Annotated in this window: 23 protein-coding genes; 18 read left to right on the forward strand and 5 right to left on the reverse strand. The window is 60.2% G+C overall.

The annotated features are described in order from the left end of the window. The first annotated feature begins 203 nt into the window (after window positions 1-203). The 10 genes from ACTOZL_RS01220 (at window position 204) to ACTOZL_RS01265 (ending at window position 11,887) form a co-directional block, all read left to right on the forward strand. Window positions 204-713, forward strand: a complete 510-nt coding sequence (locus tag ACTOZL_RS01220) for a tripartite tricarboxylate transporter TctB family protein (protein ID WP_482476233.1) — start codon at window positions 204-206, stop codon at window positions 711-713. 14 nt (window positions 714-727) lie between these two features. Further along, the gene (locus ACTOZL_RS01225; protein ID WP_482476234.1) at window positions 728-2,287 is read left to right on the forward strand and encodes a tripartite tricarboxylate transporter permease; all 1,560 of its coding nucleotides are present in this window, start codon (window positions 728-730) and stop codon (window positions 2,285-2,287) included. 75 nt (window positions 2,288-2,362) lie between these two features. Further along, complete coding sequence (locus ACTOZL_RS01230; protein ID WP_482476235.1) at window positions 2,363-3,343, forward strand: tripartite tricarboxylate transporter substrate binding protein; 981 nt, start codon at window positions 2,363-2,365, stop codon at window positions 3,341-3,343. A gap of 102 nt (window positions 3,344-3,445) precedes the next feature. After that, window positions 3,446-4,504, forward strand: a complete 1,059-nt coding sequence (locus tag ACTOZL_RS01235) for a zinc-dependent alcohol dehydrogenase (RefSeq protein ID WP_482476236.1) — start codon at window positions 3,446-3,448, stop codon at window positions 4,502-4,504. Window positions 4,505-4,560: 56 nt separating this feature from the next. Further along, a complete protein-coding gene (locus ACTOZL_RS01240; RefSeq protein WP_482476237.1) occupies window positions 4,561-6,261 on the forward strand; it encodes a thiamine pyrophosphate-binding protein in 1,701 nt (566 codons plus the stop codon). A 100-nt stretch (window positions 6,262-6,361) separates the two neighbouring features. Further along, window positions 6,362-7,609 (forward strand): MFS transporter, encoded by a 1,248-nt coding sequence (locus ACTOZL_RS01245; RefSeq protein WP_482476238.1) that lies wholly within the window; start codon window positions 6,362-6,364, stop codon window positions 7,607-7,609. Window positions 7,610-7,706: 97 nt separating this feature from the next. Beyond that, a complete protein-coding gene (locus ACTOZL_RS01250; protein WP_482476239.1) occupies window positions 7,707-7,967 on the forward strand; it encodes a hypothetical protein in 261 nt (86 codons plus the stop codon). 287 nt (window positions 7,968-8,254) lie between these two features. Further along, complete coding sequence (gene murA / locus ACTOZL_RS01255) at window positions 8,255-9,547, forward strand: UDP-N-acetylglucosamine 1-carboxyvinyltransferase (protein WP_482476240.1); 1,293 nt, start codon at window positions 8,255-8,257, stop codon at window positions 9,545-9,547. 89 nt (window positions 9,548-9,636) lie between these two features. Beyond that, the gene (gene rlmH / locus ACTOZL_RS01260) at window positions 9,637-10,119 is read left to right on the forward strand and encodes a 23S rRNA (pseudouridine(1915)-N(3))-methyltransferase RlmH (RefSeq protein WP_482476242.1); all 483 of its coding nucleotides are present in this window, start codon (window positions 9,637-9,639) and stop codon (window positions 10,117-10,119) included. 31 nt (window positions 10,120-10,150) lie between these two features. Beyond that, window positions 10,151-11,887: a phospho-sugar mutase gene (locus tag ACTOZL_RS01265; RefSeq protein ID WP_482476243.1), complete on the forward strand. Its 1,737-nt coding sequence runs from the start codon at window positions 10,151-10,153 to the stop codon at window positions 11,885-11,887. Window positions 11,888-11,953: 66 nt separating this feature from the next. Here the strand turns inward: ACTOZL_RS01265 and ACTOZL_RS01270 are convergent, their stop codons facing one another. From ACTOZL_RS01270 to ACTOZL_RS01280, 3 genes are all read right to left on the reverse strand, one after another. Further along, a complete protein-coding gene (locus ACTOZL_RS01270; RefSeq protein WP_482476244.1) occupies window positions 11,954-13,060 on the reverse strand; it encodes a hypothetical protein in 1,107 nt (368 codons plus the stop codon). A gap of 109 nt (window positions 13,061-13,169) precedes the next feature. Then, on the reverse strand, window positions 13,170-13,376 hold the full coding sequence (locus ACTOZL_RS01275) for a helix-turn-helix transcriptional regulator (protein WP_482476245.1): 207 nt from the start codon (window positions 13,374-13,376) through the stop codon (window positions 13,170-13,172). A gap of 12 nt (window positions 13,377-13,388) precedes the next feature. Beyond that, window positions 13,389-13,712, reverse strand: a complete 324-nt coding sequence (locus ACTOZL_RS01280; protein WP_482476246.1) for a DUF6442 family protein — start codon at window positions 13,710-13,712, stop codon at window positions 13,389-13,391. A 195-nt stretch (window positions 13,713-13,907) separates the two neighbouring features. Between ACTOZL_RS01280 and ACTOZL_RS01285 the strand changes: the two genes are divergently transcribed. The 4 genes from ACTOZL_RS01285 to ACTOZL_RS01300 all read left to right on the forward strand — a co-directional run bounded on the left by ACTOZL_RS01285 (window position 13,908) and on the right by ACTOZL_RS01300 (window position 19,386). Continuing rightward, window positions 13,908-15,041, forward strand: a complete 1,134-nt coding sequence (locus tag ACTOZL_RS01285) for a D-alanyl-D-alanine carboxypeptidase family protein (protein ID WP_482476247.1) — start codon at window positions 13,908-13,910, stop codon at window positions 15,039-15,041. Between the two features lie 434 nt (window positions 15,042-15,475). After that, complete coding sequence (potA, locus tag ACTOZL_RS01290) at window positions 15,476-16,597, forward strand: spermidine/putrescine ABC transporter ATP-binding protein (protein WP_482476248.1); 1,122 nt, start codon at window positions 15,476-15,478, stop codon at window positions 16,595-16,597. Further along, window positions 16,594-17,454 carry an ABC transporter permease gene (locus ACTOZL_RS01295; RefSeq protein ID WP_482476249.1) on the forward strand — a complete coding sequence of 287 codons (861 nt, stop codon included), beginning with the start codon at window positions 16,594-16,596 and terminating at the stop codon, window positions 17,452-17,454. The genes potA and ACTOZL_RS01295 overlap by 4 nt, the downstream gene beginning before the upstream one ends. Beyond that, window positions 17,455-19,386, forward strand: a complete 1,932-nt coding sequence (locus tag ACTOZL_RS01300; RefSeq protein ID WP_482476251.1) for an extracellular solute-binding protein — start codon at window positions 17,455-17,457, stop codon at window positions 19,384-19,386. A gap of 73 nt (window positions 19,387-19,459) precedes the next feature. On the opposite strand, the gene ACTOZL_RS01305 is transcribed toward ACTOZL_RS01300, so the two are convergent. Together ACTOZL_RS01305 and ACTOZL_RS01310 are read right to left on the reverse strand one after the other, a co-directional pair. Next, on the reverse strand, window positions 19,460-20,239 hold the full coding sequence (locus ACTOZL_RS01305; RefSeq protein WP_482476252.1) for a TraX family protein: 780 nt from the start codon (window positions 20,237-20,239) through the stop codon (window positions 19,460-19,462). Window positions 20,240-20,347: 108 nt separating this feature from the next. Further along, window positions 20,348-21,325 (reverse strand): RluA family pseudouridine synthase, encoded by a 978-nt coding sequence (locus tag ACTOZL_RS01310; RefSeq protein ID WP_482476253.1) that lies wholly within the window; start codon window positions 21,323-21,325, stop codon window positions 20,348-20,350. 177 nt (window positions 21,326-21,502) lie between these two features. Here ACTOZL_RS01310 and ACTOZL_RS01315 point away from each other — a divergent pair, with 177 nt between their 5' ends. The 4 genes from ACTOZL_RS01315 (at window position 21,503) to der (ending at window position 24,980) form a co-directional block, all read left to right on the forward strand. Beyond that, window positions 21,503-22,012 (forward strand): YceD family protein, encoded by a 510-nt coding sequence (locus ACTOZL_RS01315; RefSeq protein WP_482476254.1) that lies wholly within the window; start codon window positions 21,503-21,505, stop codon window positions 22,010-22,012. 47 nt (window positions 22,013-22,059) lie between these two features. Beyond that, on the forward strand, window positions 22,060-22,242 hold the full coding sequence (gene rpmF / locus ACTOZL_RS01320; RefSeq protein ID WP_482476255.1) for a 50S ribosomal protein L32: 183 nt from the start codon (window positions 22,060-22,062) through the stop codon (window positions 22,240-22,242). A gap of 70 nt (window positions 22,243-22,312) precedes the next feature. After that, entirely contained in the window at window positions 22,313-23,620 is a 1,308-nt protein-coding gene (locus ACTOZL_RS01325) for a DUF512 domain-containing protein (protein WP_482476256.1), read from the forward strand. A gap of 31 nt (window positions 23,621-23,651) precedes the next feature. After that, window positions 23,652-24,980: a ribosome biogenesis GTPase Der gene (gene der / locus ACTOZL_RS01330; protein ID WP_482476257.1), complete on the forward strand. Its 1,329-nt coding sequence runs from the start codon at window positions 23,652-23,654 to the stop codon at window positions 24,978-24,980. Window position 24,981 lies beyond the last annotated feature (1 nt).

Here is a 24,981-nt window from a genome sequence, read left to right on the forward strand (position 1 = left end):
ACATAATCAAATGTTATAGTAAAAACAACGGAGGGAAAGCGGTTTGCAGCCTAACGAATCGCTTGCTTCATTATAGCACATGGAATTTGTACCCGCAACCATAGCTTTCCACACAAAGTGCAAATATCCCGGGGCGAAGGGGGTGATCCTACCGGGGAGACCAAACACATCTGAGAGATCCTATCGTAGAGGAGGAGAATTTTGTGAAGTCCAAGCATCTTTCCCGCAACGAGCACAACGAGCTGGTTTTGAAGCTCAGCGAGTTTGAGGGCGAAGCCGTCATTGGCGGGGTGTTTTTTATCGCCGCCCTCGTTGTCCGGGTCTTTTTCATCGACAGCCAGATTCGGACCATGAATCCGGATGGTTTTCCCAACCCCAGGACCCTCCCGTCGCTGTACTGTTACATCTTAATGGTGATGGCGGTGGGCATGGTGATCAGCGCCTTCTGCCGAAGGAAGCGGCCGTATGGCCGAAAGACCTATGCGTTCAACTTAACGGGCCTGCGGCGCATCGCTGTGGTTCTGCTGATTGTCCTGGCGGCCACCCTGGCCATGTACTACCTGCCCTACATCCCGGTGAACGCGGTGATGCTTGCCATCCTGATGCTCTTCCTGGGGCAGCGCAATAAATTTGTCATTGTCGGGGTCTCCATCGTCATGCCCATTCTGGTCTGGTGCCTGTTCACCTACGGCCTCAAGCTCTATATGCCATAAAGGAGGGATCATCCATGCTAGAAATGTTAGCCAATGGCGTTGCCAATATTCTCACGCCTGGCGTATTGGCCTGCCTGCTGGGGGGCGTGACGGTGGGTCTGATCCTGGGTGCCATCCCCGGGCTCTCCGCCACCATGGCCATCGCCCTGGTGATCCCCTTTACCTATTATCTTACCCCCACACAGGCCATTGTTATGTGTCTGGGGGCCTTCAACGGCGGCTGTTTCGGGGGCAGCGTCTCCGCCATCCTCCTGGCCACGCCAGGGACCACAGCGGCCAGTGCCACCGTCATGGACGGATATGCCATGGCCCAAAAGGGCCAGGCCACCAAGGCCATCAAGACGGCGTTGTTTTCCTCCATGTTTGGCTGTATGTTTGCCACCATCCTGCTGATCTTCGTGGCTGAGCCCATTGCCAAATACGCCTTGGAGATTGGCCCCGCAGAATACACCATCCTCATGCTTTTCGCCATGACCATTATCGGCTCTGCCTCCGGGGAGAATGTCTTTAAGGGCTTGGCCGCCGGGGCCCTGGGCCTGCTCCTGGGCACCATCGGCTTCGACCCCATGGAGGGCAGCACCCGCCTGACCTTCGGACAGGTGAAGCTTTCCAGCGGCATCGACCTGGTGGTCATGCTCATCGGCCTGCTGGCCCTCTCCGCCATCATGATCCAGGTGGAGAACCACGCCCCCACCAACCGGAAGGCCACTGTGCTCCCGCCCCCAAGGGGCCCGGAGGACGAAAAGCTCAGCCGCAAGGAGGTCAAGGGCCTGGTGCCAATCTGGTTCCAGTCCGCCCTCATCGGCTCCGGCATCGGCGCCCTCCCCGGCCTGGGGACAACCCTGGCCGCCTGGCTGGGCTACGACACCGCCAAACGCCGCTCCAAGCATCCGGAACGCTTTGGCACCGGCATCATCGAGGGCGTGGCCGGGCCGGAAGCTGCCAACAACGCGGTGTGCGGCTCCAACATGATCCCCCTGCTGACCATGGGCATCCCCGGCGACGTTACCGCCGCCCTGCTGGTGGGCGCGTTTATGCTCCAAGGCCTCACCCCCGGCCCCATGATCTTCCGGGAGGACCCCCAGTCGGTCTATAACATCTATGTGGGCCTGCTGGCCTCCAACCTGATCCTGCTGGTGATGACCTTCGTGATGCTGAAGGTGTTCAAGCAGGTGAGCAAGCTCTCGCCCACAGTGATTATCCCCTGTGTGTGTATGTTCTGCATGGTGGGCGTGTATGCCCTGTTCACCAGTCTGGAAGATATCCTCATCATGCTGATTTTCACCGTGGTGGGCTATATCTTGATGAAGTTTGGCTATCCTGTGGCCTGTATGCTGGTGGGCTTTATCCTCTCCCCCATGTTGGAGAAGTATGCCCGCATGGCCCTCACCATGTCCGACGGTAACTTTAACATCTTCTTCCAAAAGCCTCTGGACTGGGTGCTGTGGGCTGTGGTGGCCATCTCCATTCTCACCATCGTTCGCAGCCGGGTGAAATCCGCCCGGAAGGAGAAGGCGGAGTACCTAGCCAGCCAGGCCGTGGAGGAACCCAGCGGCAGTCAGGGCGAGGAATAATGCTTGTATTTTTGTGTGCCCAAGCCCGACGCTTCGGGCAGAAAATAATCAATGTTAGAAAAGAGGTTATCCATCATGAAAAGACGTCTGTTTGCACTCTCTCTTGCAGCGCTCCTTGCCTGCGGCACCCTGGCAAGCTGCAGCGGCCCCTCTGACGGCGGCGGCAACGCCGGGAAAGAGGAGAAGTACCCCACCAGCGCCATCACCTGCATCGTCAACTGGTCCGCCGGCGGCCCCGCTGACCTGTCCACCCGTGCCCTGGCCGCCGCCATGGAAAAAGAGCTGGGGGTGCCTGTCACCGTGGTGAACAAGGAGGGCGGCTCCGGCACCGTGGGCATGAGCGAGCTGGCCCATGCCAAGAACGACGGCTATACCTTCGGTATGGTCAACCACAACGCCCTATGCCTGCTCCCCTTCCAGATGGACCTGAGCTACACCTTGGAGGACTTTAACATCTTCACCACCTTCAATATCTATGAATATGCCCTGGCGGTTCCCGCCAGCCTGGGGGTGACCAGCCTGGATGAGTTCTTTGCCTGGTCCAAGGAGAACCTGCCCGACGGCGTCAACGGCGCTGGCGCCGGCTATCCCCACCCCCTGACCATGGGCGACCTGTGCGAGCTGGCTGGTCAGAAGTTCACCTGGGTGCCCACCGACGGCACCGCCGAGACCGTCCAGAACCTTCTGGGCAACCACATCTACCTGGGCTCCGCCACCTCCGGCGACTTCCTGCCCTATGTGGAGAGCGGTGAGCTCACCGTCATTGCCAACACCTGCGAGGAGCGCTCCAAGGCCTTCCCCGACATCCCCACGGCCAAGGAACAGGGCTATGACGTGGCGTATAGCTCTTACGGCGCCTTCGCCTTCCCCGCCGGTACGGACCAGAGTAAGATCGACGTCATCAAGGCCGCCTTCGACAAGGCTGTCCAGGACCAGACCTTCCTGGACACCTGTGAGAGGTTGAAATTCGTCACCGAATTCCTGGACGGCGAGACCTATACCAAGATGGTCTCGGAGGACCGGGATATGTACGAAGAGCTGATGAAGCAGGAGTGATCCCCGCCCCAGTGGCAGGGACAAGTGATGTAACATAGCGGACCGAGGGCGCCTGCTGATGGCGACATCCAGCAGGCGCCCGTCAACAGAGGTGAGTGATTTATGAGTAAAACCATGCTGGCCGCCGCAAAGACCAGCACGAAACCGGGCATCGAGCTGATTACCGTCCCCGTGCCGGAGATCAGCGGCGAAGAAGTTTTGGTAAAGGTGATGGCCTCCGGCCTGTGCGGCAGTGATATCCACACCTACCTGTGGGAAGAGACCATGCACTATAAGGAGAAATACCTCCCCCTGATCCTGGGCCATGAGTTTTCCGGGGAGGTGGTGGCAGTGGGGGAGCAGGTGCGGACCGTCAAGCTGGGGGACCATGTGCTGGCTAAGCCCTCCCACCCCTGCGGGCAGTGCTGGTTCTGCCGGAATAACCAGCCCCAGAACTGCACCGACCGGGCCATCTGCGGCACCACCAAGGCCGGGGCCTTTGCGGAATACTGTGCCATTCATGAGGATCAGGTGGTCCACATGCCAGAGGGCATGACCTGGGAGCAGGGGGCCATTGTGGAACCCCTGGGGGTGGGGGCCAACTGTGCCATCCGCTCCGGCCTTGTCTATGGCGACTTCGTGGTGATCTCCGGCCCCGGCCCCATCGGCCTGACGGCCCTGCTGGCGGCGCGGGCCCTGGGGGCGGGCAGGATTGCCGTCTATGGCACCTCCCGGGACGAGACGCGCTTGGCGTTGGCCAGGGAGCTGGGGGCGGACTATACATTTATGGGCGACCAGTGCGACATCGTCCAGGAGATCAAGAACCTGACCGGTGGCCAGGGCGCGGACGTGGCCCTGGAATGCGTAGGCCGTTCGGCCCTGCTCCAGACGAACCTGGACCTGGTGCGCAAGCTGGGGACCGTGTGCTGCGCCGGGGTCTATTCCACCCCCGCTACCTTTAATTTAGACGACGCGGTGCGCAACTCCAAAAAGATCATCGGCGCGTATGCCGGATATTCCTTCGAGCGCTCCGTGCAGTGGATCACCGGCAACAATGAATTGGCAGAAAAGGCTGTGAAAATCATCTCCCACCGCAGCCACCTCCGGGAGATCGAGGACGCGTTCCAGCGGGCCATGCGGCAGGAAAACGTCAAGGAGATTTTCACCCGCTTTGATGGATAGGATAAGCCCCCATGACAACTGAGTATATGAGTATATAATGTAAGGAGTGTACTATTATGGCAATGTTGACCGGTGGACAATTGGTTGCAAAGCAACTGAAGAAGGAAGGCGTGGAGTGCGTGTTTGCCCTCTCCGGCGGCCACATTATGAACATCATCTACGGCTGCCGGGAGGAGGGGATCGAGGTCTATATGGTCCGCCATGAGGATACCGCCGGCTTTGCCGCCGACGCCTATGCCCGGGTCAGCGGCAAGCCCGGGGTGATTATCACCACCGCCGGCCCTGGGGTCACCAACGCCGCCACCGCCATGGGGGAGGCCAAGGACGCCTGTACCCCCCTGATCCACATTGGCGGCGGGGCCATGATGGCCACCTATGACAGCGGCACCTGCCAGGACCTGAACACCCTGGACTGCATGGCCGCTGTGTGTAAGGACGCCAAGCGCTGCCTGACCACGGAGCGCCTGCCGGACTATGTGTCCAAGGCCTTCCGCACGGCGGTGTCCGGCACCCCGGGGCCTGTCTACTTGGAGATTCCCATGAATGTCTCCGCCGCCACGGTGGAGGAGGACGCGGTGCGGGTGCCCCAGAAGTCCCGGACCTTCTGCGACGTATACGGCGACCCCCAGTACATCAAGCAGGCGGCAGAGCTCTTGGCGGGGGCGAAGCGCCCGGTGATGATTGTGGGGGAGGCGGCCCGCTACTCCACCAACCACGGGGAGTTTGTGGGAATGCTGGCGGACTATCTGAAAATGCCCGTCTATACCACCTCCATGCCCTATGTCCGGGGCCTGTTTGCCGACGAGGAGACGGCGGAGCTCTTCCACCTGGGGGAGGCCGCTGCCGCGGAGGCAGATGTGATTTTGGAGCTGGGGGTCTACAACCACAACCACCTGAACCGGGGCCAGGCCCCCAACCTCAACGGGTCCGCCCAGGTGATTCAGATTCATGAGGACCGGGCCATGATCGGCTTCAACCGGGACGCGGACGTGGGCATCGTGGCCTCCTGCGGCGTGGGTGCGATGCAGCTCTACGAGGCGGTGGAAAAGCTGGTGTCCCCCCGGAATGACGAGCTGTGGGTCCAACGGGCCAGGGAGCTGACGGCGGTGGCCATGAAGCCCTTCACCGACGCCCGCACCGACGACACCACCACCCCCCTGCACATTGGCCGCCTCACCTGGGAGCTTCGGAGGTGGCTGGACGTCAACGGCCGGGACTGGCACATTATCTGCGACGGCGGCGACGCGGCCCAGTGGGTGCAGTACAACAGCATTGCCCACTATCCCGGACAAATGCTCCGCTTTGGCATCAACGGCACCATCGGCATGGGCCCCGGCTTTGCCCTGGGGGCCTGGGCGGCGGACAAGAAGCCTGTGATGTACGTCACCGGCGACGGCAGCTTCGGCTTCCATGCCATGGAGTTTGAGACCTTGCTGCGCTATGAGATTCCCACCATCTGTGTCATTGCCAACGACTCCGCCTGGGGCATGATTAAGCTCTCCCAGGAGCTGAAGTTCCCCGAATATTTGGCGCAGCATGGCCACCACCCCATCAACCTGCTGCCGGATATGTTCCCTTACGAGAAGATGGTAGCGGTTTGGGATGGCGTGGGCAAGCTGCTCCGTAAGGCCGAGGAGATCATCCCTGCCCTGGACGAGATCAAGGCCTCCGGCACCATTGGGATTCTCAATGTGGAAGTAAACCAACACACGCCTTCACCCCGCACCATAGGGTTTGCTGGTGTGGTGAAGAAATAGATTTCCTTTTTCTCCCTGACATAGCCAGTGTCAGCCGAAGGACGGCAGAAGCCTCTGCCGTCCTTTTCGGCATAGGGCGGTATAGAAAGGAAAGGGTTCCATGAAACAGAAGATCTATCCCGGCTGGTGGATTGTCCTCACTGGTGTGGTGCTGATGGGCATGGTCTACGCCCCCATGCTCACCCTGCCCGGGGTGTTCACCGTGCCTGTTACCGGGGACTTTGGCATCAGCCGCACCACCTTCAACCTGCACATCAGCATATGTTCCCTGTCCTCCACTGTGGCGGCGGTGGTGGGGGGCAAGGCCTTTGACAAATACAGCCCCAGGGCGCTGATGAGCTTTTTTGCAGTGCTCACCGGCCTGTGCTTTGGGGCCTATTCCTTTGCCACCAATGTATACCATTTCTATGTGATCTCCGCGGTGTTCGGCTTTGCCGGACGCTTCCTGTCCTTTGTACCGGTGTCTATCCTCATCACCAACTGGTTTGGGCCCCGGCTGAAGGGGAAGGTCATGGGGGTGGCCATGGCGGGCAGCGGGGTGGGGGCCGTTCTCCTGAACCCCCTGCTCTCCGCCACCATTGCCCGTTATAGTTGGCAGGCGGCTTACCGCCTGCTGGCCCTGCTGACCTTTCTGCTGGTGTTGCCCCTGGTGGTGGGCACCGTCATCCGCAGCCCCGCCGACCGGGGGCTCCCCCGGCTGGGGGACGAGCCCCAACAGGGGGAGGGGGCGCAGCCTCCGGACCAGCTGGAGGGCTTGCGGACAGACCAGGCCCTGCGCTCCGGCCTGTTCTGGGCCATGTTCGGCACCTTTTGCCTGTTCTCCATCGCCTGCACCATTTTTAACAACAATGCCATCCCCAGCATGGTGGACTGCGGCCTGGACGCGGTCACCGCCGCCACGGTGATGTCCATCTCCGCCTTTGGCATCGTGGTGGGGAAGCTCCTTCTGGGGGTGATCAGCGACCGCTGGAATGCCAAAACCGCTGCCTCAGTCTCCATCCTCTGCCTCATGGCGGGGTTGGGTTTGTTCCTGCTCCTGCCCCGGGCGGCGTGTTTCCTGCTGGCGGCGGCGGGGGGCTTCCTCTTTGGCGTGGGCAACGCCAACTGCACCGTCTGTATGCCCCTGATCACCAGTGACCTCATGGGCAACCGGGCCTTTGCCCAACTGTTCAGCTATGCCAGCGTGGCCAGCTCCCTGGGGGCCACGGTGGGGCCCCTGGTGGGCTCCCTGGTCTTTGACCGCAACGGTTCCTATTCCGGCGCGTGGCTGGCGGACTTGGCCCTGTCGGCGTTCATGCTATGCAGCCTCCACCTGTGCTACCGGCTGCGGGGCAGGGCTGGAACATAACGGTTTTCCTTTCTGGAAAGCTTTACATTTGCCCTCCCGGCAGAAAGTACGTATAATATCTCTATCTGAAAAACGTTTTTCTAGGAGGACTCCGTTCATGACCATCACCCACAGTGACAGCGCCCCGGTGCTCTATTTTTCCAGGGAGGAGCTGCAAGCCGCCCGCCTCACCCCCAGCCGCCTCTCTGACACCGACACCCTGCGCCTGGTCCGCCGGGCCTTGGCCCAGGCCCAGTGCCCCATCCCCCCGGCCCTGGAAATCCGCAGTTTCCCCTCCCAGCACGGCCTGCTCTGCTTCGTCTCCCCCCTGGCGGAGGGAGCCCTTTCCCCCCAGTTGGAGCCAGCCCCCCTCTCCTGAGAGGAAGGAATTTCCAGAAAAATTAAGCAATGGGACGAAAAAACTTAATAGACTGCACATATTTTGTTAAAAATCTCCTTCCAATTTCCGCTCTGGAATGGTATAATGGTTACACAATTGTTACGGATTTTTCTCAAAATCCACCTTCCGTATTTTTCCCCTCCCCTTTTTGGGTCCCGGTACATGAGCGGCGGGGAAGACGGAAATGCTACTTGCAACGGAAACGGGATGTCCCGTTCCCCCTGTTTTCCATAAAAACCTGAGGAGCACAAAAGAAGGTGTCTTTTTTGACGAAGTATGTGATCCAGGGCGGTAAGCCCCTTCACGGCGAAGTGGAGATCAGCGGCGCGAAGAACGCTGCCGTGGCCATCCTCCCCGCCGCGCTTTTGGTGGACGGCGTCTGCCGGATCGAAAATGTCCCCAACATCAGCGACGTGACCATGATTCTGGACATCATGGAGGAGCTGGGGGCCAAGATCCGCCGGGTAAACCGGACAACTGTAGACGTGGACTGCTCAAAAGTCTATAAGCAAAAGGTTCCCCACGATCTGGCGCGCCAGATCCGTGCCTCTTACTACCTCATCGGTGCCCTGCTGGGCCGCTTCGGCCGGGCGGAGGTCCCCCCCCCTGGGGGCTGCGACCTGGGGGTGCGCCCCATTGACCAGCACCTGAAGGGCTTCTGTGCCATGGGCGCGGAAATCCAGGTGGAGAATGGCTTTGTCTATGCCTCCGCCGAGAACGGCCGCCTCCGGGGGGCCCAGGTGTACCTGGACGTGGTCTCGGTGGGGGCCACCATGAACATCCTCCTGGCTGCGTCCCTGGCCGACGGGCTCACCGTCATTGAGAACGCCGCCAAGGAGCCCCACATTGTGGATTTAGCCAATTTCCTCAACTCCATGGGGGCGGATATCATGGGTGCCGGTACCGATGTGATTAAGGTCCGGGGGGTGAACCGCCTGAAGGGCGGCTCCTATTCCATCATCCCCGACCAGATCGAGGCGGGCACCTATATGGCCGCCGTGGCCGCCGCCGGGGGCGAGGTGCGCATCAACAACATCATTCCCAAGCACATGGACTGCATCACCGCCAAGCTGGTGGAGATGGGGGTGCAGGTAGAGGAGGACGGGGATTCCCTTACCGTCCGCCGCACAGGCAAGCTCACCCGGGCCAACGTCAAGACCATGCCCTACCCCGGCTTCCCCACAGATATGCAGCCCCAGATTGCCGCCGTCCTCTGCCTGGCAGAGGGCACCAGCATCCTCAACGAGGGCATTTGGGATAACCGCTACCGCTTTGCCGACGAGTTCCGCCGCATGGGCGCCAAAATCCAGGTGGACGGGAAGATCGCCGTCATTGAGGGGGTCAGCCAGCTCACCGGCGCCCCTGTCCGGGCCTGCGACCTACGGGCCGGGGCCGCAATGATCGTGGCAGGCCTGGCCGCCCACGGCACCACCGAGGTGGATCAGGTCTACTATATCGAGCGGGGCTATGAGGATATCGTGGAAAAGCTCTCCAAGCTGGGGGCGGATATCCAGTGCAAGGTCATTCCCGACAAGGATTGGCGCAATAACGTCGTGTAACAAGGCTTTTTTAAGCCGACCGGCCCGGACGGCATCCCGTCCGGGTCGTTTTCGTCTGTTTTGCGTGCCCGGACAGGAGAGATACAGCTATGGTTACCATCCAAGTCCTTTGCGTGGGCAAGCTGAAGGAGAAACACTTCGCTGCCGCCTGCGCCGAATATGAAAAGCGCCTGGGGGGCTTTTGCAAGCTCAGCGTTACGGAGCTCCCAGAAGAGCGCCTGCCGGAGGACCCCTCCCAGGCCCAGATTGACGCCGCCCTGGAAAAGGAGGCGGGACGCATCCTGGCCAAGGTCCCCAGGGGAGGGAAGCTCACCGCCTTGTGTGTGGAGGGGCAGGCCCTTTCCAGCGAAGCCCTGGCGGGGAAGTTGGAGGACTGGACGGTGGGAGGAGCCTCCCAGCTTGTGTTTGTCATTGGGGGTTCCTTTGGCCTCCACCCGTCGGTGAAAGCGGCGGCGGCGCTGCGCCTGTCCATGTCCCCCATGACCTTCCCCCACCACCTGGCCCGGGTGATGGTGCTGGAACAACTCTACCGGGCCTTTCAGATTACCAAGGGGACGAAATACCACAAATAGAGAGCCACATCAGGGAAAGGAGCTTTTTGCCATGTCCTATCAAGAGAACTATCAGCGCTGGTGCAGCAGCGATACCCTCACCCCGGCGGAGCGGGAGGAGTTGACGGCCCTGTCCGCCGACGCCACGGAGCTAGAGGACCGCTTCCTGGGCTTCTTGGAGTTCGGCACCGCCGGCCTCCGGGGCGTTATGGGCTTAGGCCTGCGCCGGATGAATGTCTATGTGATCCGCCATGCCACCCAGGCCTTCGCCCAGGTGATTTTGAACGAGGGCCCCCAGGCGGCGCAGCGGGGGATTGCCATCTGCTTTGACTGCCGCACCAACTCCGCCCGCTTTGCCCAGGAGGCCGCCTGTGTCATGGCGGCCAACGGCGTGCAGGTGCGCCTGTTTGAGGCCATGCGCCCCACCCCGGAGCTGTCCTTTGCGGTGCGGGAATACGGCTGCACCGCCGGCATCAATGTCACCGCCAGCCACAACCCCCCGGAGTACAACGGCTATAAGGTCTACTGGTCCGACGGGGCCCAGCTCCCCCCCCAGCATGCCGCCGCTGTGGCGGCGGAGATGGAGCGCTTGGACGTGTTCGACGGGGTGAAAACCATGGACTACCAGACCGCCCTGGACCAGGGCCGCATCACCCTCATGGGCAAGGAGACGGACGACAAGTTCCTCAAGCATGTCCTGGCCCAGATGAGCGGCCAAGCCGCCATGGCCAAGGTGGCGGAGCACTTCCGCATGGTCTATACCCCCTTCCATGGCACCGGCTACCAGCAGATTCCCTATGTCTTGGAACAGCTGGGGGTGAAGCACCTCCACTGCGTCCCAGAGCAGATGGTCATTGACGGGACCTTCCCCACCGTGAAGTCCCCCAACCCAGAGAACCCCGAGAGCTTTGCCCTGGCGGTGAAGCTGGCGAAAGAGGTGGACGCGGACTTCATCCTGGGTTCCGACCCCGACGCGGACCGGGTTGCCATCCAGGTGAAGGGGCCGGAGGGGGCGTACATCCAAATCAGCGGCAACCAGACCGGGGCCCTGCTGCTGGATTATATCATCAAGACCCGTAAGGCCCAAAACACCCTGCCAGAGAACGCCGTTGCCCTGAAAACCATCGTCACCACCGACCTGTCCCGGAAGATTGCTGAGGCAGGGGGGGTGAAGAGCTTTGACACCTTCACCGGCTTTAAGTTCATGGCCCAGAAGAAGAATGAGCTGGAAGGGAGCGGCCAGGGTCAGGTGATTTTCTCGTATGAGGAGTCCATTGGCTATATGATCGGGGACTATGTCCGGGACAAGGACGCCGTCACCGCAGCCCTGCTCCTCACGGAGATGGCCGGGTACTACGCCGCCCAGGGCATGACCCTCCTGGACGCCTTGGAGCAGCTCTATCAACAGCACGGCTACCACGGCGAGGAGACGGTCAACCTGATGATGCCCGGCTTGGAGGGCATCGCCCACCGGAAGGCCCTCATGGCCAGCCTCCGGGCTGAGCCCCTCACCCAGGTGGCTGGAACGCCGGTGGAATTGCGGCTGGACTACCAGTCCGGCACCCAAACCGAGGTTGCCACTGGGGCCAGCACCCCCCTGGATATGTCCGGCTCTGACGTGCTGAAATACCGCCTGGCCGACGGCACCTACTTTGTGGTTCGCCCCTCCGGCACGGAACCCAAGATTAAGGTGTATGTCCTGGCCACCGGGGACACTAAGGCGGACTGCCAGGAAAAAGTCCGCCGCTACGCGGATTGGGCCCAGGAGCTGAAAAAAAGGATTCCCTGATTGCGTCAACTATATCAACAAACCGGCATGGCCTGACTGGCCATGCCGGTTTTGCTGTCTATGGGCTCACGCCTTCAAGCGCACCCCACCCCCCTGAGGGAAGCGGGAGAAATACCCCTGGTTGTAGAGCTGTAAGTTCCCCAGGAAGCGGTTCACCGCCGCATTCTGGGCCTTGTCCCCGCTGGTGAAGTTCAGCAGGGCGGCCACATTGTGCAGGTCCGCCTTGGTGCCGCCGAAGAGGAAGTCCGCCGTCACGAAGTGCTCAATCCCTTGGCTGTCCTGGTATTTGGCCCAGGTGGTTCCGGTCCTGTGGTCGGTGGGGTCGAAGCTGGTGGGGCGGTAGTCGTAGTACTCCACCACCCGTCCGTCTGGGTCTGTGACGATGAGACCGTCGACGGAGAACACCCGCCGGCTGCTGTCCCCGCCGGACTGGTAGAACCACTGGAAGTGCTCCGGGGGCACTTGGTCGGGGTTTAGAATGTACTGTTCGTCGGCGCTTATGTTGTTGGAGACGGCGGTGTTGAAGTTGTAATAGAGATTCAACCCTTCGGCCTTGTAGTCTCGCAGCGTGAAGCCCTCATAGGCCTTGTCCTGAGCCAGGGTCTTTACCCCGTCGGTGATGGCCCCCAGGGCCTTTTCGCTTTGGAAATAGTAGTCGGAGTTGTAATACTTCCAGTTGCGCTGGGCGTTCATCTCCCCGGTGAGGTACTGTTTCCCCTCCTGGTTGTTGCGCTGGACGGCGGTGTCCAGGATTTTCCGGCGAAATTCAGAGTAGAAGCTGTCCAGCATCACCTGATTGGTGCCCTTGGAGACCAGGGGGATGGGGTATCCCGCATCCTGGCAGCTTTCCGCGAAGCGGGAGAACAGGGACTGGAATTTCTCGGACAATTCTGCCTCGCTGACCCTGCCGTCAAAGAAATCGTTGATGACTGCCTCACTCTCCTGGTCGATCTCCGCCTTCACCCCGGCCACAGGGCTCCGGGAGAGGGCGGCGTCGGAGTAGAATCTCCCCCAGAACTGCCGCTGCTTCTCCGGACTGTCGGTGACGGGGACCATCTTGTCCAGGTCCGGGGGCTTGTCGGATTTCACCAGCTGGTCGGAGATGTCCAAAAAGGTAAATTTGCCGTATTGTACGGGTTTCCCGCTGACGGGAGTGTTTTGGATGCCGTTCATGGGGTGTCCTCCTTCGTTTTGTTCTTACTTTGGTTATCGACCGCCTTCTTTGGAAAATTAAGACTGGCCCGGCAGGACGACAGGAGTCCTACCGGGCCGTTTGCTTGGTTTAGAAATAAAACATCTCCTCAAACTTCTTGTCCAGGGCGATGCACAGCAGCAGGGCCAGCTTGGCCGTGGGGCTGAACTGCCCCGTCTCGATGGAGCTGATGGTCTGGCGGGAGACCCCCACCAAGCTGGCCAGCTCCCCCTGGGAGAGGCCCGCTTCCGCCCGGGCGGCTTTCAGGTTGTTGTGTAAAATCAGATCGTTGTCCATAAAAATACCGCCTTAGAAGAAGAGCTTCCAGAGGTACACAGCGATGCAGACACACCCAATGACGATACCAATGCTTCCCCAGGTGATATCCTTTTTTGACTGAAAGTGGTACCCCTTATATAACCCACCAACGGATATCATGATGAAGTATAAGCCGCTCACATCAAGGCGGGGCTGGTCGGTGAATATTTTGATAATCCATAGGACAGCACAGACCAGCAGGCCAATCTTCCAGCTCAGGGTGTTCCCTCGCCGTTCTATTTCAAGTTCCAACTCATCCGCGCCCTTCTGCTCCTGGGCTTTTCGCAGAATATCGTCTTTTTCCATCTTTTCCATGGGTATCCTCCTGTTCTTGTAAAGTTTTCTTGACAAATTGGACGTGCGCCGTCAAGTTTTCTTGACAACCATTAGGATATCACTGACAAGTTAACTTGTCAAGAGCTTTTTTCCCTGTTCCTGTCCGGTTCTGTCCACCCTGGGGGGCGCATAGGCTGTTGACAACTGAGTTTGTATTTTTAGGAGGGTCCACCCATGAAAAAACGCTTTGTCTGTTGTTTGGCCCTGGCGCTGCTGTTCACCCTGGCCGCCCCCGCCTTCGCCGCCAACCTGGACGTGAACGCCAAGGCGGTGGTGCTGATGGAAAAGACCACGGGGGAGGTCCTCTATGAGGAGAACGCCCACCAGCAGCTCGAGCCCGCCAGCGTCACCAAGGTCATGACCATGCTCTTGATTATGGAGGCCCTAGACGGCGGGGTCATCACCAAGGACACCATGATCCCCGTCTCCGCCACCGCCGCGGGGATGGGAGGCTCCCAGGTGTATTTGAAGGAGGGGGAGGAATTCCCCGTGAACGATATGCTCAAGGCCATCGCCGTGGCCTCAGGCAACGACGCCTCGGTGGCTATGGCGGAGTATCTGGCAGGGAGCGAGAGCTCCTTTGTGGAAAAAATGAACGCCAAGGCGGCGGAGCTGGGGATGGAGGACACCGTGTTCCAAAATTGTACGGGCCTCCCCGCCGAGGGGCACCATACCTCCGCCTATGACATTGCACTCATGTCCCGGGAGCTTATTTTGCACCACCCGGATATCCGTACTTACACCACCATCTGGATGGATACCATCCGGGACGGCGCCTTCCAGCTGGCCAACACCAATAAGCTCATCCGCTACTACAGCGGGGCCACCGGCCTGAAAACCGGCTCCACCGACAGCGCTCTCTACTGCCTCTCCGCCACGGCGGAAAAGGAGGGCATGGAGATGATTGCCGTGGTCCTGGGTTCTCCCACCAGCAGCGACCGCTTTGAGGCTGCCAAGACCCTGCTGAACTACGGCTTCTCCGCCTACACCCTGGTGACAGCGGCCCCCTCAGAGCCCTTGGTGCCTGTGGCGGTGGAGCTGGGCCGGCAGGGCTCCGTGCAGCCGGTGCTGTCGGAGGAGGTGCGGCTTCTCCTGGCCAAGGAGGACGCCGGGAAGCTGGCCACGACGGTAGACCTGTTGGAATCCGTCCAGGCCCCGGTGGAGCAGGGGCAGGAGCTGGGCCAGCTTACCATCCTGGTGGACGGGGAGGAGCGGGCCTCGGTGAAGCTGATAGCCCAGGAGGCGGTGGGGAGGCTGTCCCTGCTGGAGGTCTACCGGGGGCTGCTCTCGCTGCTCTTTTGCGCATAATCCGCCATTGACACCGCAGGGTTTTTCTGCTACAATAAACACACAATTTCATTGGAAAACAACATAATCGGAGTCTTTCCAAAGAACACGACCGCTGCCAGCTGCGCTTACCCAGCGCTCCGCCCGCAGCCAAGGCCATACGGACAGCCGGGTCGAATGCCGAGTTCCGCATGTTGCGGCGGCAACTTCTGTTGCCTTATTGATTGGGTTAAAAGCCCAAGTTTTATAAGTTGGTAACTATAAACCAGTGCCTTAACGGCATACAAACTTGTGAAATGGTCAATAAGAGTAGTAAAAGTAAGGTTCTTGCTATATAGACTCTCATCATCCCGCTCCCCCTGGGCGAAGCCTCCGCCTCCCCAGCGGTGGACGTGTCGATTTTTGCAAGCTGTGTGCCTTTGGCACGCAGCTTTTTTTGTCGTGGGAGGCCCGCTGTGAAAAAAATCATCGAACTGAGAAACATTACCAAATCCTTTGATGGGGAGCCCGTCCTCAAGGGGATCAACCTAGACATCTATGACAACGAATTCCTCACCCTCCTGGGGCCCTCTGGCTGCGGCAAGACCACCCTGCTGCGGCTCATCGGGGGCTTCGATACCCCAGACGAGGGGGACGTGCTTTTCCTGGGGCGGCGGATCAACGACCTGCCCCCCCACCAGCGCAGCGTCAACACCGTGTTTCAGAAATATGCCCTCTTTCCCCATCTGAATGTCTACGAGAACGTGGCTTTCCCCCTCCGGGAGAAGAAGGTGCCCAAGGAGGAAATCCAGGAGCGGGTCCAGGAGATGCTTGCCCTGGTGGCCCTGACAGGCTTTGAACGCCGCAACGTCACCCGCCTCTCCGGCGGCCAGCAGCAGCGGGTGGCCATCGCCCGGGCCCTCATCGCCCACCCCCGGGTGCTGTTGTTGGACGAGCCCTTGGGGGCCCTGGACCTGAAGCTGCGCAAGGACATGCAGGTGGAGCTGAAAAAGATTCAGAAGCAGACGGGCATCACCTTTATCTTCGTCACCCACGACCAGGAGGAGGCCCTGTCCATGTCCGACACGGTGGTGGTGATGTCCGAGGGCCGCATCCACCAGATCGGCACCTCTGTGGATATCTACAACGAGCCTGTCAACGCCTTCGTGGCGGACTTCATCGGGGAGAGCAACATCCTGGACGGGGTGATGCTGGCGGACTATCAGGTGCGCTTCTCCGGGGCCAAGTTCCACTGCCTGGACGCGGGCTTTGGGAAAAACGAGCCGGTAGATGTGGTGGTCCGGCCGGAGGACGTGGACATTGTCCCCCTGGAACAGGGGCAGCTGACAGGGGTGGTCACCTCCGTGACCTTCCTGGGGGTCCACTATGAGATCATCGTGGACGTGGGGGGCTTTAAGTGGATGATCCAGACCACGGACTTTGTGGACGTGGACGAGGAAATCGGCATCCAGCTAGAGCCCGACGCCATCCACATTATGAAGAAGTCTGAGTACTCCGACCTGTATGGGGACTACTCCTCCTTCTCCAACGAGCTGGAAGAGCTCTCCGACGAGACCTTAGGGGAGGAGGAAGCATGAAAACTGTAGCCCGTCCTGCCCGGCGGCAGGTCCTGGCCCTGGGCCCATACTCCGCCTGGGCCCTGCTCTTCATCCTGGTGCCCTTGCTGTTCGTGGCCTATTACGCCTTTACAGACGACAATTTCGCCTTCACCTTGGCGCACATCCAGCGCTTTTTCTTCTCCACCGCCGATGGCGGGGAGGTCCACACCTACTTGCTCATCTTCTGGCGCTCCCTGAAGCTGGCGTTGATTTCCACGGCCATCTGCCTGGTGCTGGGCTATCCCATCGCCTATATCATGGCCCGGGCCAAGCCCAAGGTGCAAAAGACCTTCATGACGGTCATTATGATCCCCATGTGGATGAACTTCCTCATCCGCACCTACGCCTGGATGACGATTTTACAGGACACCGGCATTCTGAACAACTTCCTGGCGGCCCTGCACCTGGGGCGTATCCACATCATCGGCACCGAGGCGGCGGTGGTCATTGGCATGGTCTACGATTACTTCCCCTACATGATCCTGCCCCTCTACTCCATCATGGCAAAGATGGACGGGAAGCTCTTGGAGGCCGCCCGGGACCTGGGGTGCAGCAGCTTCGGGGTGCTGCGCCGGGTGGTGTGGCCCCTGAGCCTGCCGGGGGTAATCTCCGGGGTGAACATGGTGCTCATCCCCTCCATCAGTACCTTTTATATCTCCCAAAAGCTGGGGGACGGCAAGTTCTTCCTCATCGGTGACGCCATCGAGGGGCAGTACGTGGCCAATAATCTCCACTTTGCCGCGGCCATTGCCTTTGTGCTCATGGTGGTGCTGCTGGCCTGCATGGCCTTGCTGAACTACCTGGCGGCCCGGCGCACGGAAGGAGGCGGGATCTAAATGCGGCTTTCTGCAAAAATTTATACGGCGCTGATTCTGCTCTTCCTCTTCGCGCCCATTGTGATTTTGTTGGTGTTTTCCTTCAACAGCGGCAACAGCCTGTCGGTGTTCTCCGGCTTCTCCCTGCACTGGTACAAGGAGCTCTTCCGGGACGCCAACACCCTGGGGGCCCTGAAGAACACCTTGGTGCTGGCCCTGGCGGCCTCCCTGCTGTCCACCATCATGGGTACCGCCGCCGCTGTGGGCATCAACAAGCTGCGCAACCGCTATTTGAAATACGCCCTGCGCACCGCCACCAACATCCCCATGGTGAACCCGGATATCATCACCGGGATTTCCCTGATGCTGATGTTCGTCTTTGTGGGGCGGCTCATGGGCCTGGGCACCAGCCTGAGCTTTTGGACCATGCTCATTGCCCACATCACCTTCTGCCTGCCCTATGTGATCCTACAGGTGCTGCCCAAGCTGCGCCAGTTGGACCCCGCCCTCTCCGAGGCGGCCATGGACCTGGGCTGTACCCCGGTGCGGGCCTTCTTCAAGGTGGAGCTGCCAGAAATCATGCCCGGGGTGCTCACCGGCATGATTATGGCCTTCACCCTCTCTCTGGACGACTTCGTCATCAGCTACTTCACCGCCGGCAACGGCTTTGAAACCCTGCCCATCCGCATCTATAGCATGACCAAAAAGACGGTCACGCCGAAGATGTACGCCCTGGCCACCCTGATATTCTTTGCCATTCTGGCCCTGCTGGTGGTCAACAACCTGATGGACGACAGCGACGAGGAGGGGGCCCCCAAGCGCCGCCGCCGCAGCGGCCGGGGGGGCAAGTTCCTGGCCGGAGGCGTGGTGGCGGTGGCCCTGGCGCTGATTGTGGTCACCTCCATCGCTGGGGAGCAGAACGTCCGAACCCTCAACGTGTACAACTGGGGGGAATATATCTCCGACGGCTCGGACGGGTCCCTGAATACCATCGCCGCCTTTGAGACATGGTATGAGGAGACCTATGGGGAGAAGGTGAAGGTGAACTATTCCACCTACGCCAGCAACGAGGACCTCTACGCCAAGCTGAAGAGCGGGGCGGTAAGCTACGATGTCATCATCCCCTCGGACTATATGATTGCCCGCCTCCAAGAGGAGGGGATGCTCCGGCCCCTGAACTTTGACAACATCCCCAACTATCAATATATCGGGGAGGACTTCCGGGGGCTGTACTACGACCCAGAAGAGGCCTATACCGTGCCCTATACTTACGGCGTGGTGGGGGTCATTTACAACGCCAATACGGTGGACCCGGCAGACGCCCAGGGCTGGGATTTGCTGTGGAACGAGAAGTACACCCGGTCGATCCTCCAATTTAACAACGCCCGGGACGCCTTCGGCACCGCCATGTACCGCCTGGGGATTGACGTGAATACAGAGGACAAGGCCCAGTGGGACCAGGCCTTCCAAGCCCTGGTGGACCAGCGCCCCCTGGTAAAGGCCTACGTCATGGACGAGATTTTCAACGCCCTAGAGGCCGGGGAGGCGGATGTTGGGGCCTACTACGCCGGGGACTACTTCACCATGGTGGACGCCCAGGCCCCTACGGTGGATTTGCAGTTCTACTACCCGGAAACCACCAACTACTTCTTCGATGCCATGTGTGTGCCTGCCTGCTGCCAGGACCAGGAGCTGGCGGAAATCTTTATCAACTACATGCTCAGTGAGGAGCCCGCCGTGGCCAACGCGGAATACCTCTACTACGCCTGCCCCAACCGCCTGGTCTATGAGAACGAGGACTACCAGGAGGAGATGGGGGAGGAGGTCATGGACATCCTCTACCCGGAGATCCAGGGCTTTGCAGAGCTGTACAACCGCTACGCTTACCGCAACCTCCCAGACGAGATGTTGAACTATATGAATACCCTGTGGGAACAGGTGAAAATCAACTGACACAAACAAACCGGCGCGGCCCATGTTCAGGCCGCGCCGGTGTCTGTGCAAGGAGCTGTAAAGGGAAATGCCTTTATGCCATCATCAGTGCGATGGCCCCAATAATCCACAGGTGCAGGGGGTAGAAGAGATAGAAGAAGTATTTGGTAAAGGTGGTTTTCGGCCCCCGCTTCCCATTGTAGAGGGACAGGAAGGGCAGCACGGTGAGGAAGAGGAAGTCGGAGTTGAAGGCCAGCATCTGTAAGGTCTCTCGCGCGGTGGGGTAGGGCTGATAGGAGATGGCGAAGAGGAAGATGGACAGGGCCAAGTAGAGGAGGTTGCGGGTGCTGTGGCGGCTGCGGAAGGTGTAGGTGATGAGCATGAAGGGCAATAAGACGATGCCGCCCTCGGTGAAGATGAAGCCCAGGGCCACCAGGGCTGTTACCATGACAATCCGCAGCAGCTTCCCGCCAGTGGTGGGCTTCCCGCCGTGTTCCCCAGACAGGATGTTCAGGGCCAGCACCCCCACCGCCAGGGTGAGGAAGATGTTGTTGTGAATGGACAGCCCTTTTTCCGCTGCCATGTGGTTGTACAGCAGGTTCCCCAGGGCCATGCCCAGAGCCCAGAGGAGCAGGCGCAGGTTGTAAAGCAGGCTGTTGCGGGTGTGCCAAAAGCCCTCCACGGCGGCATAGGCGAACCAGACGGCGACACAGCGGGTGATTACGTGAAAGACCCCGGCCTGGGTGGTGGAGAGCAGCCCAGGGATATGGTCCAAGTGGTCCAGGACCATGAGCAGGGCCATGAAGAATTTAATCTCAAAGGCATTCAATTGTGGGATGCGGAAGGATGGGATGTGGATGGGTCGAATCGGCATATATAGGGTCCCTTCTGGTAATTTACTCAATTTATATACCAGAATTGTAGAGAGAATGCAAGCGTTACTTGGATATTTTTTCAAAAAAGGGGGTGAAATGGGGGGAAATTATACATGAATGGAGCATTCCGGGAAGTATTCCGCCACGAAATCCACCGCCGGGACCACCCACTCCCGCCCCCGCAAGGGCTCTAGGATGCCTGCCGCAGTGGGGAAGGGGAAGGAGAGCTTGTAGGCGTACAGGGCCTGGCCGGAGGTGCGCCCCCGCTGGCGGTTTTCCCGCTCCCGGCCGTATTTTCCGTCCCCCAGCAGGGGATGCCCCGCAGCGGCAAACTGGGCGCGGATTTGATGGGTGCGCCCGGTGACCAGGCGGCATTCCATCAGGGAGAGGCCCTTGGCCTTGGCCAGGGTGCGGTAGAGGGTCACGGCGGTGCGGCCCCCCTCAATGGGCCGCTTGTGGACGGAGACCTGCTTTTTCACCTCGTCCTTTAAGAGGAAGCCCTCCAGCTTCCCCTGGGGTGGGTCCATGGTGCCCAGGATGATGCAGAGATAGGATTTCTCCACCTCCCGGTCCCGGATTTTCTGGTTCATAATCCGCAGGGCCTCGGCGTTCTTGGCGGCGATGACGATGCCGCCGGTGTTGCGGTCGATGCGGTTGCACAGGGCGGGGGCGAAGGAGCCCTCCTGGTAGGGGGACCACTCCTTTTTCTGGTAGAGGTAGGCGTGGATGTGGGTGAGTAAGGTGTTCACCCGCTCCTGCTCGTCGGGGTGGACCACCATCCCCGGGCGCTTGTCCACCAGCAAGAGGTTCTCGTCCTCATAGAGGATGCTGAGCTGGGGCTTATAGACGGAGAGGAAGGCGTTCTCCGGGGTGGGGCGGTCGAAAAACTCGTCGTTGATGTAGAGCTGGAGCAGGTTCCCCCGGACCAGGCGGACATCCCGCTTGGATTTCTTCCCGTTTACCTTCACCCGGCCTAGGCGGATGTACTTCTGGGCCAGGGCGGCGGGGAGGAGGGGGAGGGTCTTGGAGAGCCAGCGGTCCAGCCGCTGGCCGGCGTCGTTTGGGGCGATGGTAAACTCCCGCATGGTGGAGCTCCTTTCAAACAATGGTTTCGTGCCAGGTATCATATTTCACAGTTGCGGCGCACTGCGCCGGGGGCTTTGGGGATATTTTAGCACAACTCTTATAAAATAGGAAGAAAGTGTTTGACAAGCGGGACTTTTTTTGCTACAATGACCCCCGTACCATGTGAGGAGTATGTTATGCGACTGAACCTTCGAGCGATCATTCATGAACCAGGCGCCAGTGTCCCCTTCTCCTTCTCCCTGGACCTGTCCAAGGAGGATTTTTTTGGGGAGCAGCCCATCTCCCGGCCCGTCCAGGTGGCGGGGCAGGTGAAGAACACCGCCGGATTGCTGGTTCTGGAGGGTCAGGCGACCTCCCTGCTGGACTATACCTGCGACCGCTGCATGGGCCAGTTCAGCCGGGAAAAGACCGTCCCCTTGTCCTACCTCTTGGCCGAGACCTTGGAGGGGGAAGAGGAGGACGAGCTTGTCCTGTTGGAGGACGGCCAGGTGGACGTAGGCGAGCTGGCCTACACCGCTTTTGTCCTCGACATGGATACGAAACATTTATGCTCAGATGACTGCAAGGGGCTTTGCCCCGGCTGCGGCGTGAATCTCAATCAGGAGCCCTGCCGGTGCAAGAAGCAGCCCGATCCCAGGTGGGCCGCGCTCCAGAAGCTGCTTGCTCATGATGATAACGCTGAGTAGTACCCAACACTATGCCCGCAAGGGCGTCACCAAGGAGGTGTCTCGAAATGGCGGTTCCTAAGAGCAAAGTCTCCAAGCAGAGACGGGACAAGCGGCGTGCCAACTGGAAGCTGGCGGCTCCCGCAGTTACCACCTGCCCCAAGTGCGGCGCATATCGTCTGCCCCACCGGCTGTGCACGGCCTGCATGACTTACGACGGTAAGGTGTTTGGTCAGGTGCAGGAGAACTAATTGTCCAAATAGGAAAAAAGAGGAGGGGGTCCCCCCTCTTTCTTTTTTTGGCGGAAAAGGGGGCGGCGGCATGGCGAAAACAGTGATTCAAAGGGTGAGCCCCGGCAGTCCCGCCCAGCGGGCAGGGGTGCAGGTGGGGGAGACCCTATTGTCCATCAACGGCCATCCCATCCGGGATGTGCTGGACTATAAGTTTTACGGCTACGACCCCAAGCTGAAGCTAGAGCTTCAGGCCGGGGACAAGGCCCGAACCCTCCGCCTGCACAAGGACGTGGGGGAGGATTTGGGCCTAGAGTTTGAGACCTACCTGATGGACCGCCCCCGGGGCTGCGCCAACCGGTGCATCTTCTGTTTTGTGGACCAGATGCCGCCGGGGATGCGGGAGACCTTGTACTTCAAGGACGACGACGCCCGGCTCTCCTTCCTCATGGGGAACTATATCACCATGACCAACCTCAGCCGCCGGGAGCGGCAGCGGATTTGTGAGCTGCATATCTCCCCCATCAACATCTCCGTCCACGCCACGGACCCGGCGGTCCGCCGCCTGATGCTGGGCAACCAGCGGGCGGGGGAGTGCATGGAGATCATGGGGGATTTTGCCCAGGCGGGGATCGTGATGAACTGCCAGATCGTGGCCTGCCCCGGCATCAACGACGGCCCGGTGCTCCAAAAGAGCATGGAGGACTTGGCGGCGCTGTACCCCCAGGTGAAGAGCGTGTCCGTGGTCCCTGTGGGCCTCACCCGCCACCGGGCGGGCCTGCACCCCCTGCGGCCCTATACCCAGGCGGAGGCCGCCCAACTGGTGGCGCAGGTGGAGTCCTTCGCCCAGCACTGCCTGGACGCCCACGGCAGCCGCATTTTCTGGTGTTCCGATGAGTTTTACCTTCAGGCCGGGCTGCCCCTGCCAGAGGATGCATATTTTGAGGACTACACCCAGCTGGAAAACGGCGTGGGGATGCTCCGCCTTTTGGAGACGGAGTGGAAGGGGGCCTGCCTCACCGCCCCAGAGGAGCTCCACCCCCGGCCCTTTTCCATGGCCACCGGGGTGGCGGCCGCCCCCTTTCTACGGGAAATGATTGACAGGGGCGGGGCAAGCTGTCATACTGATTTGCAGTATCAGCTCTATCCCATCGTCAACCACTTTTTCGGGGAGACCATCACCGTGGCAGGCCTCATCACCGGGGGGGACCTGATTGCCCAGCTCCGAGGCAAGCCCCTGGGGGAGGAGCTGCTCATCGCCCAGAACATGCTGCGCCACGGGGAGACGGTGTTTTTGGACGACGTGAGCCTGGAACAGGTCTCCCAGGCTTTGGGGGTCCCGGTGCGCAGCGTGCCCCAGGACGGGTTTGCACTCTTCGACGCGATTTTTAAGCTATAAATTTTTCACGTTTTATTTTGGAGGTGAGACTATGGCAAGACCTCTCGTGGCCATTGTTGGCCGCCCCAATGTGGGCAAATCCATGCTATTTAATAAGCTGGTGGGACGGCGGCTCTCCATTGTGGAGGACACCCCCGGCGTGACCAGGGACCGGCTCTACGCCCCCTGCGAGTGGCGGGGCCGGACCTTCGACCTGGTGGATACCGGCGGTATTGAGCCGGGGACCACCACGGAAATCCTGTCCTTCATGCGCAAGCAGGCGGAGATTGCCATTCAGAACGCCACGGTGATTGTGTTCCTCTGCGATGTCAAGACCGGGCTCACCGCCTCGGACCATGAGGTGGCCAATATGCTCCTGAAATCCCGCCGTCCCATTGTGCTGGCGGTGAATAAGATGGACCAGGTGGGCATGACCAACCCGGACATCTATGAGTTTTACAACCTGGGGCTGGGGGACCCCGTGGCCGTCTCAGCTGTCCACGGCCACGGCACCGGGGACCTGCTGGACGCCTGCTTTGCATACTTTCCCGAGGAGGACGAGGAGGACGAGGACCCAGACGTCATCAAGGTGGCGGTGATTGGCAAGCCCAACGTGGGCAAATCCTCCCTCATCAACCGGATTTTGGGGGAGGAGCGGGTAATTGTCTCCCCAGTGGCCGGAACCACCCGGGACGCGGTGGACAGCTATTTTGAGAACGAGGTGGGGAAATTCCGCTTCATCGACACCGCCGGGATGCGGAAAAAGGCCAAGGTCAACGACCAGATCGAAAAGTTTTCCGTCCTCCGGGCGGCCATGGCCATTGAGCGCTGCGACGTGTGCCTGGTGCTCATCGACGCCAACGAGGGGGTCACCGAGCAGGACACCAAGGTGGCCGGTATGGCCCATGACTCCGGGAAGGCCTGTATCATCGTGGTGAACAAGTGGGACGCCATAGAGAAGGACGACAAGACCATGGACCGGATGCGGGAGGATATCCGCCGGGACCTGGCCTATATGACCTACGCCCCCATCCTCTTCATCTCCGCCCTTACAGGGCAGCGGGTGCCAAGGCTGTTCCAGCTCATTCAATATGTCAACGAACAGGCGTCCATGCGCATCACCACCGGGATGCTCAACAGCCTCCTGGCGGATGCCACCGCCCGGGTTCAGCCCCCCACAGACAAGGGCCGGCGGCTGAAGATATACTACATGACCCAGACGGGGATCAAGCCCCCCCACTTTGTGTTCTTCTGCAACGACGCCAAGCTCTTTCACTTCTCCTACCAGCGTTACTTGGAGAATCAAATCCGCAGCACCTTTGGCTTGGAGGGCACGCCCCTGCGCTTGACCATCCGCCAAAAGGGCGAGAAGGAGGGTTGAG

Source organism: Evtepia sp., from assembly GCF_056797215.1.